Here is a 13,963-nt window from a genome sequence, read left to right as displayed (position 1 = left end):
CGAGCTCGTGCGTACGTGCCTTGTGCGGCAAGGGGGTTGTGCGGACGGGCACTCAGGCGGTCGCGTACGGGCTGGACTCGCCCAACTGCTCGCGGAGCCTGGCCAGGGCGCGCGAGCACTGGCTCTTGACGGTGCCGGTGCTGCACCCGAGCAGGTCGGCGACGGTCTCCACGCTCAGGTCCTCCCAGTAGCGCAGGACCACCATCGCCCTTGCCCGGACCGGCAGTTCGGCCAGGGCGTTCATCAGCGTCACCCGCAGGTCGGAGTCCTCGCCGGGCGAGCTCTCGGGCCGCGACGCCAGCAGTCCGAGCCGCCGGGCCACCGCCCGTCTGCGCTGTTCGGCCAGGAACGTCCGGGTCAGCACCGTCCGGGCGTAGGCGTCGAGGTGTTCCATCCGCGACGCCCGCCGCCAGTGCGCGAACAGTTTGGCCAGCGTCGTCTGCGCCAGGTCCTCGGCCCGGTGGACGTCCCCGCACAGCAGGTACGCCGTCCGGTACAACCGGCGTCCGCGCGTCGCCGCGTACTCCTCGAAGCTCAACTCGTCCTGCCCGCGCATCCGCTCCCCCGCCCCTCCGGCGACCCACCCCTGTCAACCGTTCCCAATGTGCGAGCCCTCCGGAAGGTTGAGCCCGGAACACGGGAAAGCCCGCCCCCGGCCGCTGTGCGGCAGTGGGGCGGGCTTTCCCGCAGGTCGGGCGGTTACTTCTCGCAGGCCACCCCGTCCCCGTCCCGGTCGAGTCCGGGACGGTAACCGGGCTGTCCCACGAACAGAAGGGCCGCGCCGGTGGGCAGGAGTGCCGAGTCGTCGATCTCGCCGACGAAGTCGATGGTGTACTCCCCCTGTTCGGAGGGCCGAACGTCCCTCACGGTCGCCGCCGCAAGGGCCCTGGCTCAGCCCGGCGCGCCGTCCGCGGAACAACATCGGAAGCCGGTGTCGTCGTCGAGCATGGTCGTGTCGGCGTCGTTGAAGGCGGACGGCGTCGCCCGGGCGAAGGGGCTGGTGAACGCGCCGGCCTTCAGCTCGCGCCGTCCCGGTTCGGATTCGTCCGCGCACCACTCCCAGGTGTTGCCGCACAGGTCGTAGACGCCGTACGCGCTGACCCCGCTGTGGAAGCGACTGACCGGGGTCGTCCGGCCGATACCGCCCTCCCGGCTGTTGCACTTGGCCGGGGTCGGCTGATCGCCCCAGGGGTACACGTCCCCCCGGGGCCCGCGGGCGGCCTTCTCCCACTGGTGGCTGGTCGGCAGCAGCTTGCCCGCCCAGAGCGCGTACGCGGCGGCGTCGTGCCAGGTGACGAACACGACGGGGTGGTCGAACAGCGGGTCCGGGCACTTCCCCTTCGGCCAGTGGCGTGGAGCCGGGTGTCCGGTGGCCGCGACGAAGCGGGAGAAGTCCGAGTTCGTGACCGGAAAGACGTCGATGTAGAAGTCCGGCAGCCAGATCGGCGTCTTCTCGGGGCCGGCGAGGAACACCCCGGCTTCGACGAGCGCCATCCGCTTGCCGTCACCGGGGTGCCTGATCTGGTGTTGCCGGGGCAGGGCGTGCTCGCTGCCCGCGGGTTGGTCGGAGAGGGCTCCGGGCGAGGCGCCGGTCAGGCGGACGAAGCGCTCGTGGACCTCGGGACCGGACGCGGCGAGCGACGTGTCGAGAGCGGCCTGGTTGACCGGTCGGGGCGTGATGTCAGCGCCCCGCGCCTCCCACTTCGACACCATGCGGTCGCTGACGCCGAGGTGGCAGGCGAACGCCTCGATGCTCATCCGCTTCGCCTGCCGGAGCGCCTTGACCTCGGCTCCGGTCCACACTTCTACGGTCGCCACCGCGGCCCCCCACCCCACACCTTCGCGTCCCGCGCCCCCTCGCCGGAGCCAACTAGAGTAGATCGAGCGGAAGTTCCGTGTACTCCTTTCGGAGTTCTTCGATCACGGGGTGCGTGTCCGGGAAGGCCGTGCCGTCCACCGCGTTGATCGCCCGGACGCCGATGCCGATGTTGGTGGCGAAGGCGGCGTCGAAGCCGGCGAGGTCGCCGAGTCGGACGGCCGCGGTCGACGACGGGTGCGCCTGGCGGAGCAACTCCATCGTGGTGCCGACCAGGCACTCGGCGTTCGGCCAGACGACTTGGTCTCCCCTGACGAAGCCGACGTTCCAGGTGCCGCCCTCGGAGATCACCGACTCGGCGTCGGTGAAGAGCGCGTCGTCGAAGCCCGCCCGCTGGGCGTCGCGGCGGTGGCGGAGCGAGGCGAAGAGGCCGACGCTCTTCACGGCCGGCAGGTCACGGGTGTAGACCACGGACTGGACGCGCATGGCGGGGAGGGGCAGCGGGCCGGCAGGTCGGGTGGTCACCAGTACGTGCGGATGGGCGTCGTTGCCGACGTGCCCGAGGTCGAGGGCGGGATCGAAGACCGTCACCCGGACCACGCAGCCCCCGGAGGACGGTACGGCGCGGCGGGCGAAGTCCCGGACGCGGTCGAGGTCGAGGTCGGTGTCGAAGACGGCGCGGCAGTCACGGGCCAGGCGCTCCAGGTGGAGGGCGAGGCCGCGCACCCGGCCGTCCTCGACACGGATCGAGGTGAAGTGCCCGTAGTTCGTCAGGGCAAGGGCCTGGAGGTGCTCCAGGCTGATCGGGCTTCCGTTCAGTTCCGCCATGGCGCCAAGCATGGCACCGGCCACCGAGGGGCGGGGCATGGTTCCAGTCGGCCGGGAGTCGAAGTTCGGTGAAAGTTCAGGTTCGGGGCGGTGCCAGGACGTACCGGCCCGGTCACCTCCAGCGCCAGCCTGGTCGCACAAAGTCGGCTCCCGGTCGGCCGGTTCACGGTCCACACCCTCTGGACCGGAACCGCGAGGCGAGCCTCCACCCCCGAGCAGCTCCCGACCTGGGAGGATCCGCGTGGCACACGTACGACCCTGTTTAAGCCAGTTGGCGCCGGCCGACACCCCGGACGCGGTCGGGTGGGCCCGACGGCACACCGCCGAGGTGCTCCGCCACCGGTGGGTCCCGGCTGACACCATCGACACGGCCCGACTCATCGTGTCCGAGCTGCTCACCAACGCCGTGCGGCACACGCAAGCCGATCAGGAAGTCTCCCCGTACTCGCCACTGTCGCCGGCGTGCACGGTCGCCCTGACGCTCCAGCTCGGCGGCGGGCGGCTCCTCCCGCAGGTCCAGGACCACGACAGCCGACCGTCGCTGGTCAAGAAGGCAGGGGAGGAGGCGGAGAGCGGCCGGGGCGTCTTCCCGGTCGAGGCGCGGAGCGAGCGATGGGGGTACTACTGCCCGCCCGAGCCCGACGGCAAGATCGCCCGGTCGGAGTTGACGGTCGTCGGCCGAGCCCCCGGGCTCGCGGACGACCGCACGAAGAGCCACGGCAGTGCCGACAGCGCGGGCGGGGTCGGGCGGTCCGACGAGGACACGCCGCTGGTGGTGGCCCGAGCCCCTGTCGGGCTCCGCGGACTCTGACGCGGGAACCGCCCACGCGCAGTGGGCCCATGAGCGAGTGGCTGGCGTCGAGCCCCGCGCCGACGGCCACTCCGAGCACCCTCGCTTCCCCGACGCGGACTCGATGCCCACCGACCGCGGACGGGCGGCGAGGGTGCTCACCCACCTCCGGAATCAGCAACTCTCCTCCCAGAAAAGGCGAGTTGATGCCGGAGGGGCAATCGCAGGACGCACGTGCAGCTCGACTCGACGACCGAAAGGCAGACGCGCCATGAAGGTGATGGACAACCGGTACTCGCCGGGCATGCGCAAGTGGAACCTCCGGTTCGGAATCACGTCCCGTTGCAACATCCGCTGCCAGTACTGCCTGCCCGAGGGCAAGCAGGGCGTCATCGTCCAGCCCTCGCTGGAGGAGGCCGTCGAAGTCCTCCAGGCGGCGCACGACATCGGGTTCACCCGGATCCACTACACCGGGGGCGAGCCGACCGTCCGCCGGGACTTCGTGGACCTGCTCCGGGCCGCGAAGGAGATCGGCTTCACCCAGCAGATCGTCACGACCAACGGCTACCGACTGCACCACTTCATCGAGGAGGCCATCGACGCCGGCCTCACCCGGGCGATCATCAGCATCGACACCCTCGACGAGCAACGGAACCTCTTCATCACCCGCCGCGGCTTCCACGGCGACACCCTCCGCAGCATCGAACGCTCCGTCGAACTGCTGCCGACGCTCACCAAGATCTCGTGCGTCACCATGCGCGACACCCTGCACGAGCTCCCGGCCTTCATCGACTACGCCCGCACCCTCAACAACAGCGGCGGGGCCGGACAGCTGGCGATCAAGCTGAACCAGTTCTTCCCCTCGAACCCTGCCCAACTCGGCTCCGAGGGCGAGGCGTTCTGGAAGGACCAGTTCGTGGAGGAGTCGGCCATCCTGGACTCCCTCGCCCAGGCCGGGGAACTCAAGCCCGTCCGGCGCGAGGGGATCGAGGGCGACAACCCCAGCTACAACTACTACGAGATCGGCGACACCGGGGTGAAGGTCGCCGTACTGGCGATGTTCTCCTGGGACTACCCGTGCGGCGGGTGCTGGAAGCTCCGCATCAGCCCGAACGGCATGGCGACGATCTGCATCAGCCAGAAGAACCCGCCCGTCCTGTGGGGGATGACCCTCGACGAGAAGCGCGAGACCTTCAAGCGGCTGACCGGGTACCGCGACAGCGAGCAGTTCGACGTCGACAACCCCAACCGCAAGCACTACCGCGACCAGCTCGGCGAACTCCGCTTCGACAAGGTCGTCGGCGAGCAGAAGACCATCGCGCACTTCCGCACCATCCTCACCCGTGAGCAGATGGAAGCCCAGGGGCAGGCGTGACCGCTGGACTGGAGCGCCTGTGCTTCGGCACGTCCACCTTCGTGGCCGGCCGCCTGTTCCCCGGGAAGGACTCGGGCCCCGGCATCGCCGCACTGCGCACGGCGCTCCAGTCCGGCGTCCGGCTGATCCACTCGAACCCGAACCTGGACACGCAGTGGGCCGTGCGCGAGGTGTTGGACAGCACGGAGCCGATCCCCGGCCTCCGCCACCTGGTCAAGGCCGAGTGCCCGCTGCAGGGGGACCTCGAAGGCCGCGTCAACACCGCCATCGAGGTCTCCGCCGGCCGACTGGGCATCCGGCGGATCAGCGCGGTCGTGCTGGAGATCGACCTGAAACGCACCGGCCGCACCGCGCTCCTCCACGACCGCCGGGCCCTGGGCGCTTTCTTCCGCACCGGCGCCCGGGTCGCGTTCGCCTCCGGCCGCGTGGACGCGGTGTACGCCTACTGCCACGGCCCGGAGGCGCTCGCCGCAGCCCTGCGCGAGGAGGCCATCGGCGCCGTCGCCACGCAGTACCACCTCTCCTCACCGTGGGCGCGCTCGTACCTCGCCCGGGTCGAGCGGGCGGGCAAGCCGTTCATCGGCATGTCGCCCCTCAACCGCGGAGCCCTGGTCGACGTGCTCGCACCGACCCCGGACGCACGGCTCCGACCTCTGGCCTGGGCGCTCGACGACCCGCGCGTCAGTGCCGTCGCCGTGACCATGTCCTCTCCCGAACACGTCAGGGAGGTGGTCGACACCGTTCGCAAGTCGGAACGATCAAGAGGCCGGGATCTCTACACTGGCCGGACCGATCCCAAGGAGAGAGTTTCCCGTGATTGACATCGCCCTGCTGCGAACCGACCCCGACCTCGTGCGTCGTACCGCACGGGCGAAGAGTTCCGACGTCGACGTCGACCGGCTGATCGCCGTGGACGCGGAGCTCCGCCAGGAGCAGACCCGGGCCGAGGAGCTGCGCTCCCAGCAGAAGAAGCTCGGCAAGGGCGCGGACATCGAGGCCGCGCGGGAGTTGAAGAACCGCGTGCAGGCCGCCAACGACCGCGTGCGGGACCTCCAGGCCGAGCGCGACGAGCTGTGGGTCCGGGTGCCGAACATCTTCCCGGACGACACCCCCGTGGGCGACGACGACGAGGGGAACGTCGAGCTGCGCCGTGTCGGCGCGGCGGAGCCGACCGACGAGGCCCGAGCCCACGAGGTCATCGGCGAGCGCCTGGGCATCTTCGACCTCAAGCGCGCCGCCGAGGTGTCCGGCTCCGGCTTCTACTACTGGAAGGGCGACGGAGCCCGCCTTGCCTGGGCGATGTTCTCCTACGTCCAGGACCTCCTGGTCCAGCGCGGCTTCTCCCCGATGCTCACCCCGCTCATGGCCCGCGAGCGCACCTTCTTCGGCACCGGCTTCCTGCCGTTCTTCGAGGACCAGCTGTACCGCGTGCAGGGCACCGACCTGTCGCTGATCGGCACCACCGAACAGACCCTGATCGGCTTCTACGGCGACACCATCCTCGACCCCGAGGAGCTGCCGATCCAGGTGGCGGCGTTCTCCCCGTGCTTCCGGACCGAGGCCGGCGCGGCGGGCCGGACCAACCGCGGCGGCTTCCGCGCGCACCAGTTCCACAAGGTCGAGCAGATCGTCCTGTGCCACCCGGACCAGTCCGAGCACTGGCTGAACGAGTGCCAGCGCAACGTGGAGGACATCCTCGACGGCCTCGAACTGCCGTACCGCGTCGTGCGCGTGTGCCTGGGTGACATGGGCGCGCCCACGTACAAGAAGTACGACACCGAGGCGTGGTTCCCGTCCTTCGGCATGTACCGCGAGACGCACTCCAACTCGAACCTGTGGGACTACCAGTCCCGTCGCTTCAAGATCCGGTTCAAGGACGGGGACGGCAAGACCGTCCTCCCGCACACCATCTCCTCGACCGGCATCACCGACCGCGCCGCCCTGGCCATCCTGGAGAACCACGTCCAGGCCGACGGCACGATCTACATCCCCAAGGCGCTCCGCCCTTACCTCGGCGGCCAGGAATGGATCGGCAGGCGGGATTGACCCTGACGCTGGGGCTGAACTTCGGCACCCACGACGCGGCGGCGGCCATCGTTCACGACGGAACGGTGGCCGCCGCCGTCGAAGAGGAGCGCCTGAACCGGATCAAGAACACCAAGGCGTTCCCCGGGCGCGCGATCCGAGCCTGCCTCGACCTGGTCGGCGCCCGCGCTGACGACCTCGACCAGGTGGCCCTCTTCGTGGACCCGAAGCTCCACCTGCTCCTCGCCCCCTCCAACCTCCGCCACGGCACGGCCGCCTCGATCGGATCCCTGCTCTCCGACCTCGACAAGTACCGCAAGCGCCGACGGCTGCCGGCCGCCATCCGCGACAGCGGCCTCCTACCGAAGAACCTGCCGCTCATACCCGTGCCCCACCACCGGGCGCACGCGGCCAGCGCGTACCACGTCTCGCCGTTCGACGACGCGCTCGTCGTCACGCTCGACGGCCGGGGCGAGTACGAGACCGCCGTCGTCTTCGACGGGCAGGACGGGAAACTGGCCAGGCGTCACCACATCACCTATCCGCACTCGTTCGGCTACCTGTACAGCGCGCTCACCCGCTACCTCGGCTTCCGGCCGCAGAGCGACGAGTACAAGGTCATGGGCCTGGCGGCGTACGGCGGCGACACCTACGGCGAACGGCTCGCCCGGCTGGCCCGGTTCGACGCCGCCACGGGCCGCCTGCGTCTGGACCTCCGCTACTTCGACCACCACCGCAGACCGAGCCGGAGCCGCACCCTCTACAGCCCCGCCCTGGTCGAACTCCTCGGCCCACCGCGGGACCCCGGCGACGAGATCACCGACCGCCACCGCGACATCGCCCACGCCCTCCAGCACCTCCACGAGCAACTGACCGGCGCCTACCTCGCCCACGCCCAACGGCTGGTGCCACGCAGAACGCTCTGCCTCGCCGGGGGCGTCGCCCTCAACTGCGTCGCCAACGCGGCGGTCGTCTCCTCCGGACGCTTCGACCGGGTCTTCGTCCAACCCGCGGCCGGCGACGCGGGAACGTCCATCGGGGCCGCGCTGGTCGCGGACGCCTCCACAGCACGGCAGCCCTTCCGCAACGCCTTCCTCGGCCCGGAGTTCACCACCAGCGCCGTCGAGAAGGCCCTCAGCAGCCTTCCGGCAGGCCGCTACGAGGTGCGGCACACCGCTGACCCTCAGCGGGAGGCGGCAAGGCTGCTGCACGGCGAGCAGGTGATCGGCTGGTTCCAGGGCCGCATGGAGTTCGGGCCCCGCGCACTCGGAGCCCGCAGCATCCTCGCCTCGCCCCGCTCAGCCGAGACGGCAGTGCGGATCAACGCGATGATCAAGCAACGCGAGGCGTTCCGCCCCTTCGCGCCAGCCGTCCTGGCCGAGCACGCCGACGAGTACTTCGAACTCTCCCCGGCCGGGGCGTTGGTCTACCCGTACATGCTCGCCACGGCCCCGGTGCGCCCGCACCGGCGGGAGGACATCCCGGCGATCGTCCATGCCGACGGGTCCGCCCGGGTACAGACAGTCGCGCGGGCCGCCAATCCCGCCCTCTGGGGGGTGATCCGGGAGTACCACCGGCTGTCCGGCGTTCCGGTCCTGCTCAACACCTCGTTCAACGGGGCTGACGAGCCGATCGTCTGCACGCCGCAGGACGCGGTGGACACGTTCGTGAGGTGCGGACTGGACGGGCTGGTCATCGGCTCGTCTGTGGTCACGGTTCGGGATCTCAGGTCGGTCTAGGGGACAAAGCCGGGAACCGGCCCGAGCGGAAAACGACGCCTGCGTGAACCCGCCCTGGGGAGGGCGGGTTCACGCAGGCTGATTCGAGGGTCAGTTCTCGTCGGCGGGGACGGTGCCGAGGCGGCCGGCCTGGAAGTCCTCCATGGCCTGCTGGAGTTCGCGGTGGCTGTTCATCACGAACGGGCCGTACCAGGCGAGGGGTTCGCGGATCGGGAGGCCGCCGAGGAGGACGACCTCGAAGTTGGCCGAGCGGGAGTCCTGCTTCTCGTCGGCGCGGATGGTGAGGCTGTCGCCGTCGCCGAAGACCACGGCCTGGCCCATGCGGAACGGACGCCGTTCCTCGCCCGCCGAGCCGCTGCCGGCCAGGCCGTAGGCGAGGGCGTTGAAGTCCGGGCGCCAGGGCAGGGTGACCTGGGCGCCGGGGTTCACGGAGACGTGGATCATCGTGATGGGGGTGTGGGTGGTGCCGGGGCCCTGGTGGCCGTCGAGTTCGCCGGCGATGACCCGCAGGAGGCCGCCGCCGTCGGCCGAGGCGAGGAGCTTGACGCTGCCGCCGCGGATGTCCTGGTACTTCGGCGTGATCATCTTGTCGGAGGCGGGCAGGTTCACCCAGAGCTGGAGGCCGTGGAAGATGCCGCCGGACATGACCAGCGACTCCGGCGGGGTCTCGATGTGCAGCAGGCCGGAGCCCGCGGTCATCCACTGGGTGTCGCCGTCGGTGATGGTGCCGCCGCCGCCGTGCGAGTCACGGTGGATGAAGGTGCCGTCGATGATGTAGGTGACGGTCTCGAAGCCCCGGTGCGGGTGCCAGGGGGTGCCCTTGGGCTCGCCCGCCTGGTAGTCCACCTCGCCCATCTGGTCCATCATGATGAACGGGTCCAGGAACTTCTGGTTGATCTTGGCGAAGGCGCGGCGGACCGGGAAGCCCTCGCCCTCGAAGCCCTCCGGGGCGGTGGCGACGGTCAGCACCGGGCGGGGGGCGGCGCCCTCGGCCGGGGTCGCGATGCGCGGCAGGATCAGCGGGTTCTCGACGGTCACGGCGGGCATGTCGGCCTCCTTCGGCGGTCTGTGGCCTACGTCCACCACAGTAGTTCAATTCTCAACCACTCGCAAGGTTGAACGTTGAACTACATGGACGCATTCCCGCTCGGGCGGAACCGCGGGGAGGGGTGGGGGCGGTCGGGTCAGCCGTACATGCGGCGCATGGTGAAGTCCACCATCTGCTCGACCGCGCGGGCGTCGAAGACCATCCGGTGCTCGCCCTCCATGTCGAGGGCGAAGCCGTACCCGGTGGGCAGCAGGTCGAGGACCTCGGCGCCGGTCACCGAGAAGTGCTTGGACTCCTTGCCCGCGTACCGCTTCAGCTCCTTGAGCGAGCTGAACATCGGGATCACCGGGGTCGGGGTGTTGTGCAGGGCCAGGAAGCCGGGGCGGTCGCCGCGCGGGCAGTACACCTTGGAGGTGATGAAGATGGCCTGGAAGTCCTCCACGGGCATGGCGCCGGTGGTGAAGGCGCGCACCGCGTCCGCCAGGGAGGGCGGGGAGGGCTCGGGGTAGAGCGACTGCTGGGCGGCCTGCGGGTCGCCGTACCCGGGGCCGGGCATGCCGGACATCCCCTGCTGCATCTGCTGCTGGTAGGGGTCCTGGTAGGCGCTCTGCTCGTAGCCGTACACGGGGACAAGGCTATCGGGCCGCGCCCCGCTTGGGGGCGGGTGATCCGCACAATCCCGGCCGGGGCGCCATTGTGGGACGTGACCACGTTCATAGCCCCGTCACGTCAGGGGGCTTGAACAAGTTACCAACGGGTAGCATCATGGGGCGTACTGGTGGGTAAGCGGTGCGCCGGAATGCGGCCGCCCGTGGAGCAGACGAACCGGAGAAACGGTCATGGGTCACTACAAGTCCAACCTGCGGGACGTGGAGTTCAACCTCTTCGAGGTGTTCGGCCGCGACCAGGTGTACGGCACCGGTCCGTTCGCCGAGATGGACGTCGACACCGCGAAGAACATCCTCGGCGAGATCGCCCGGCTGGCCGAGAACGACCTCGCCGCCTCGTTCGTCGACGCCGACCGCAACCCGCCGGTGTTCGACCCGGAGACCAACACCGCTCCGATCCCGGAGACCTTCAAGAAGAGCTACCAGACCTTCATGGACGCCGAGTGGTGGCGCCTGGGCATCCCGGAGGGCATCGGCGGCCAGGTCACCCCGAACTCCCTGGTCTGGGCGTACGCGGAGCAGGTCCTCGGCTCCAACCCGGCGATCTGGATGTACTCCTCCGGCCCGGCCTTCGCCGGCGTCGTCTACGACGAGGGCACCGAGGAGCAGCAGAAGGTCGCCCAGCGCATGGTCGAGCGGCTGTGGGGCGCCACCATGGTGCTGACCGAGCCGGACGCGGGCTCCGACGTGGGCGCGGGCCGCACCAAGGCGATCAAGCAGGAGGACGGCTCCTGGCACATCGAGGGCGTCAAGCGCTTCATCACCTCGGGCGAGCACGACATGTCCGAGAACATCATCCACCTGGTGCTGGCCCGCCCCGAGGGCGGCAAGCCGGGCACCAAGGGCCTGGGCCTGTACATCGTGCCGAAGTTCGACTTCGACTGGGAGACCGGCGAGCTCGGCGAGCGCAACGGCGTCTACGCCACCAACGTCGAGCACAAGATGGGCCTCAAGGCGTCCAACACCTGCGAGATGACCTTCGGCGCCAAGCACCCGGCCAAGGGCTGGCTGCTCGGCGAGACCGTCGACGGCATCCGCCAGATGTTCAAGATCATCGAGTTCGCCCGGATGATGGTCGGCACGAAGGCCATCGCCACCCTGTCCACCGGCTACCTGAACGCGCTGGAGTACGCCAAGGAGCGCGTGCAGGGCGCCGACATCTCGCAGTTCATGGACAAGACCGCGCCGCGCGTCACCATCACCCACCACCCCGACGTGCGCCGCTCGCTGCTGACCCAGAAGGCGTACGCCGAGGGCATGCGCGCCCTCGTGCTGTTCACCGCCTCGGTCCAGGACGACATGCTGGCCGCCCGCCTGCGCGGCGAGCACGACGCCGCCGCCGAGCGCCTGAACGACCTGCTGCTGCCGATCGTGAAGGGCTACGGCTCGGAGAAGTCCTACGAGCAGCTCGCCCAGTCGCTGCAGACCTTCGGCGGCTCCGGCTACCTGCAGGAGTACCCGATCGAGCAGTACATCCGGGACGCCAAGATCGACACCCTGTACGAGGGCACCACCGCCATCCAGGGCCAGGACTTCTTCTTCCGGAAGATCGTCAAGGACGGCGGCCAGGCGCTGACCGCGGTCAACGAGCAGATCGCCAAGTTCCTCGCCACCGGCGAGGGCGGCGCCGAGCTGGCCGCCGAGCGCGACCTGCTGGCCAAGGCCGCGGGCGACCTGGAGGCCATCGTCGGCAAGCTGATCGCCGACCTGACCGCGGTCGAGCAGGACGTCAAGAACATGTACAAGGTGGGCCAGAACACCACCCGCCTGCTGATGGTCTCCGGCGACGTGGTGGTCGGCTGGCTGCTGCTGCGCCAGGCCGCGGTGGCCCTCGCCAAGCTGGAGGCCGGCGCCTCCGGGAAGGACGTCCCGTTCTACCGGGGCAAGGTCGCCGCCGCCAAGCACTTCGCCCGCACCGTGCTGCCGACCACCGCCGCGCAGCGCCAGATCGCCGAGGCCGTCGACAACGAGCTGATGGAGCTGGCCGAAGAGGCGTTCTGACCCGGTCGATCCGGCGCCCCCACAGGACCGCCTGACCCACCCTCACCCCGCGGGGCCCGGTACTGCACCGGGCCCCGCGGCGTCGTTCCGGGACCCGCTCCGGCGGGGCCGGGCCGCGTTGTGTCGCGCTGGGTTCACCGTTGTGTCACCGTTGCGGACTTCCCGCGGCCCTGTCCGTGTACGGGCATATGCTCATGGTGCGGACCCGCAACCCCACCAGGCCCGCCCCGCCTTCTACCCAGGAGCAAAATGTCGACCGCCGCCCGCACGGCCCACTTCGACCGGAAGCACACGGACGACCTGATCGCCTTCCTCGCCGCCTCCCCGTCCCCGTACCACGCGGTGGCGAGCGCGGCCGAGCGGCTGGAGCGGGTCGGCTTCCGCCGGGTCAGCGAGACGGACGCCTGGGAGGGCGGCAGCGGGGGCCGCTACCTGGTGCGCGGCGGCGCGATGATCGCCTGGTACGTGCCGGAGAACGCGACGGCGGCGACGCCGTACCGGGTGGTCGGCACGCACACGGACTCGCCGAACCTGCGGGTCAAACCGGTGCCCGACACCAGTTCGGCCGGCTGGCGGCAGGTCGCCGTGGAGATCTACGGCGGCGTCCCGCTCAACACCTGGCTCGACCGGGACCTGGGGCTGTCCGGCCGACTCGCGCTGCGCGACGGCGGCACCCGGCTGGTGCACCTGGACGAGCCGCTGCTGCGCGTCCCGCAGCTCGCCATCCACCTCGACCGCGGGGTCAACGACGGCCTCAAGCTCGACCGCCAGCGCCACCTGACGCCGATCTGGGGCATCGGCGGCACCAGCGAGGGCGCCCTGCTGGAGTACGTCGCGGAGAAGGCCGGCCTGGCCGCCGCCGATATCACCGGCTGGGACCTGATGGCGCACGACATCCAGCCGCCCGCCTACCTCGGGCGCGACCGCGAGCTGCTGGCCGGGCCGCGGCTGGACAACCAGCTGTCCGTGCACGCGGCCACCGCCGCGCTGGCCGCCGTCGCCGAGGCGGGCGGCGAGCTGCCGTACATCCCGGTGCTGGCCGCGTTCGACCACGAGGAGACCGGCAGCGAGTCCGACACCGGTGCGCAGAGCCCGCTGCTGGGCAACGTGCTGGAGCGCTCCTGCCACGCCCGCGGCGGCGGCTTCGAGGACCGCGCCCGCGCGCTGGCCGGCACCGTCTGCCTGTCCTCCGACATGGGCCACGCCGTGCACCCGAACTACAGCGAGCGGCACGAGCCCGGCCACCACCCGATGCCCAACGGCGGCCCGATCCTCAAGGTCAACGTCAACAACCGGTACGCCACCGACGGGGTCGGCCGGGCGGTGTTCGCCGCCGCCTGCGAGAAGGCCGGCGTGCCGTGGCAGTCCTTCGTCTCCAACAACGCGATGCCCTGCGGCACCACGATCGGCCCGATCACCGCGGCCCGGCTCGGCATCACCACGGTGGACTGCGGCATCGCCGCGCTGTCCATGCACTCCGCCCGCGAGCTGTGCGGCGCGGAGGACCCGCACTACCTGGCGAGCGCGATCAAGGCCTTCCTGGAGGGCTGAGCGGCCTCCGGGCGGACGGGGGGGGGGGGCGCCGGGGCCCCCCCCCCCCCCCCCCCCCCCCCCACCCCCCCCCCCCCCCCCCCCCCCCCCCCCCCCCCCCCCCCCCCCCCCCCCCCCCCCCC

General features: G+C 70.7%; 13 protein-coding genes. 7 read left to right on the top strand and 6 right to left on the bottom strand.

The annotated features are described in order from the left end of the window. Positions 1 to 52: 52 nt before the first annotated feature. The 4 genes from ACFY00_RS05195 to ACFY00_RS05180 form a co-directional block, all read right to left on the bottom strand. Entirely contained in the window at positions 53 to 556 is a 504-nt protein-coding gene (locus ACFY00_RS05195) for a SigE family RNA polymerase sigma factor (protein WP_388027404.1), read from the bottom strand. 143 nt (positions 557 to 699) lie between these two features. Beyond that, the gene (locus ACFY00_RS05190; protein ID WP_388027402.1) at positions 700 to 867 is read right to left on the bottom strand and encodes an excalibur calcium-binding domain-containing protein; all 168 of its coding nucleotides are present in this window, start codon (positions 865 to 867) and stop codon (positions 700 to 702) included. Positions 868 to 891: 24 nt separating this feature from the next. After that, positions 892 to 1,818 (bottom strand): SUMF1/EgtB/PvdO family nonheme iron enzyme, encoded by a 927-nt coding sequence (locus ACFY00_RS05185; protein WP_388027399.1) that lies wholly within the window; start codon positions 1,816 to 1,818, stop codon positions 892 to 894. Between the two features lie 52 nt (positions 1,819 to 1,870). After that, the gene (locus ACFY00_RS05180) at positions 1,871 to 2,644 is read right to left on the bottom strand and encodes an aminotransferase class IV family protein (protein WP_388027397.1); all 774 of its coding nucleotides are present in this window, start codon (positions 2,642 to 2,644) and stop codon (positions 1,871 to 1,873) included. A gap of 241 nt (positions 2,645 to 2,885) precedes the next feature. Here ACFY00_RS05180 and ACFY00_RS05175 point away from each other — a divergent pair, with 241 nt between their 5' ends. The 5 genes from ACFY00_RS05175 to ACFY00_RS05155 all read left to right on the top strand — a co-directional run bounded on the left by ACFY00_RS05175 (position 2,886) and on the right by ACFY00_RS05155 (position 8,573). Then, a complete protein-coding gene (locus ACFY00_RS05175; RefSeq protein WP_388027395.1) occupies positions 2,886 to 3,455 on the top strand; it encodes an ATP-binding protein in 570 nt (189 codons plus the stop codon). Between the two features lie 250 nt (positions 3,456 to 3,705). Continuing rightward, complete coding sequence (locus ACFY00_RS05170; protein WP_388027393.1) at positions 3,706 to 4,809, top strand: radical SAM protein; 1,104 nt, start codon at positions 3,706 to 3,708, stop codon at positions 4,807 to 4,809. Then, complete coding sequence (locus ACFY00_RS05165; protein ID WP_388027392.1) at positions 4,806 to 5,630, top strand: hypothetical protein; 825 nt, start codon at positions 4,806 to 4,808, stop codon at positions 5,628 to 5,630. The genes ACFY00_RS05170 and ACFY00_RS05165 overlap by 4 nt, the downstream gene beginning before the upstream one ends. Then, positions 5,623 to 6,855, top strand: coding sequence for a serine--tRNA ligase (serS, locus tag ACFY00_RS05160; protein ID WP_388027389.1), 1,233 nt, complete (start codon positions 5,623 to 5,625; stop codon positions 6,853 to 6,855). The genes ACFY00_RS05165 and serS overlap by 8 nt, the downstream gene beginning before the upstream one ends. After that, positions 6,852 to 8,573 carry a carbamoyltransferase gene (locus tag ACFY00_RS05155; RefSeq protein ID WP_388027388.1) on the top strand — a complete coding sequence of 574 codons (1,722 nt, stop codon included), beginning with the start codon at positions 6,852 to 6,854 and terminating at the stop codon, positions 8,571 to 8,573. Before serS ends, ACFY00_RS05155 begins: the two co-directional genes overlap by 4 nt. Before the next feature lie 90 nt (positions 8,574 to 8,663). On the opposite strand, the gene ACFY00_RS05150 is transcribed toward ACFY00_RS05155, so the two are convergent. Together ACFY00_RS05150 and ACFY00_RS05145 are read right to left on the bottom strand one after the other, a co-directional pair. Further along, on the bottom strand, positions 8,664 to 9,620 hold the full coding sequence (locus ACFY00_RS05150) for a pirin family protein (RefSeq protein WP_388027386.1): 957 nt from the start codon (positions 9,618 to 9,620) through the stop codon (positions 8,664 to 8,666). Positions 9,621 to 9,757: 137 nt separating this feature from the next. Then, a complete protein-coding gene (locus tag ACFY00_RS05145; RefSeq protein WP_030459265.1) occupies positions 9,758 to 10,246 on the bottom strand; it encodes an SseB family protein in 489 nt (162 codons plus the stop codon). A gap of 214 nt (positions 10,247 to 10,460) precedes the next feature. Here ACFY00_RS05145 and ACFY00_RS05140 point away from each other — a divergent pair, with 214 nt between their 5' ends. Both ACFY00_RS05140 and ACFY00_RS05135 read left to right on the top strand, forming a co-directional pair. Continuing rightward, positions 10,461 to 12,290 carry an acyl-CoA dehydrogenase gene (locus ACFY00_RS05140; protein WP_388027384.1) on the top strand — a complete coding sequence of 610 codons (1,830 nt, stop codon included), beginning with the start codon at positions 10,461 to 10,463 and terminating at the stop codon, positions 12,288 to 12,290. 249 nt (positions 12,291 to 12,539) lie between these two features. Next, positions 12,540 to 13,841, top strand: coding sequence for a M18 family aminopeptidase (locus tag ACFY00_RS05135; RefSeq protein WP_388027381.1), 1,302 nt, complete (start codon positions 12,540 to 12,542; stop codon positions 13,839 to 13,841). The last annotated feature ends 122 nt before the right edge of the window (positions 13,842 to 13,963 follow it).

Origin of the sequence: Kitasatospora sp. NPDC001540 (genome assembly GCF_042894345.1) — a bacterium.
Classification (GTDB): domain Bacteria; phylum Actinomycetota; class Actinomycetes; order Streptomycetales; family Streptomycetaceae; genus Kitasatospora; species Kitasatospora phosalacinea_C.
The sequence above is the reverse complement of the archived record's forward strand: the minus strand, read 5'-3'. Positions and strand labels throughout refer to the sequence as shown.

Bases quoted from the DNA above. Each gene is read 5' to 3' on its own strand.
- ACFY00_RS05135 (WP_388027381.1), top strand. From the start codon at position 12,540: ATGTCGACCGCCGCCCGCACGGCCCACTTCGACCGGAAGCACACGGAC.
- ACFY00_RS05140 (WP_388027384.1), top strand. From the start codon at position 10,461: ATGGGTCACTACAAGTCCAACCTGCGGGACGTGGAGTTCAACCTCTTC.
- ACFY00_RS05195 (WP_388027404.1), bottom strand. From the start codon at position 556: ATGCGCGGGCAGGACGAGTTGAGCTTCGAGGAGTACGCGGCGACGCGC.
- ACFY00_RS05180 (WP_388027397.1), bottom strand. From the start codon at position 2,644: ATGGCGGAACTGAACGGAAGCCCGATCAGCCTGGAGCACCTCCAGGCC.
- ACFY00_RS05150 (WP_388027386.1), bottom strand. From the start codon at position 9,620: ATGCCCGCCGTGACCGTCGAGAACCCGCTGATCCTGCCGCGCATCGCG.
- ACFY00_RS05170 (WP_388027393.1), top strand. From the start codon at position 3,706: ATGAAGGTGATGGACAACCGGTACTCGCCGGGCATGCGCAAGTGGAAC.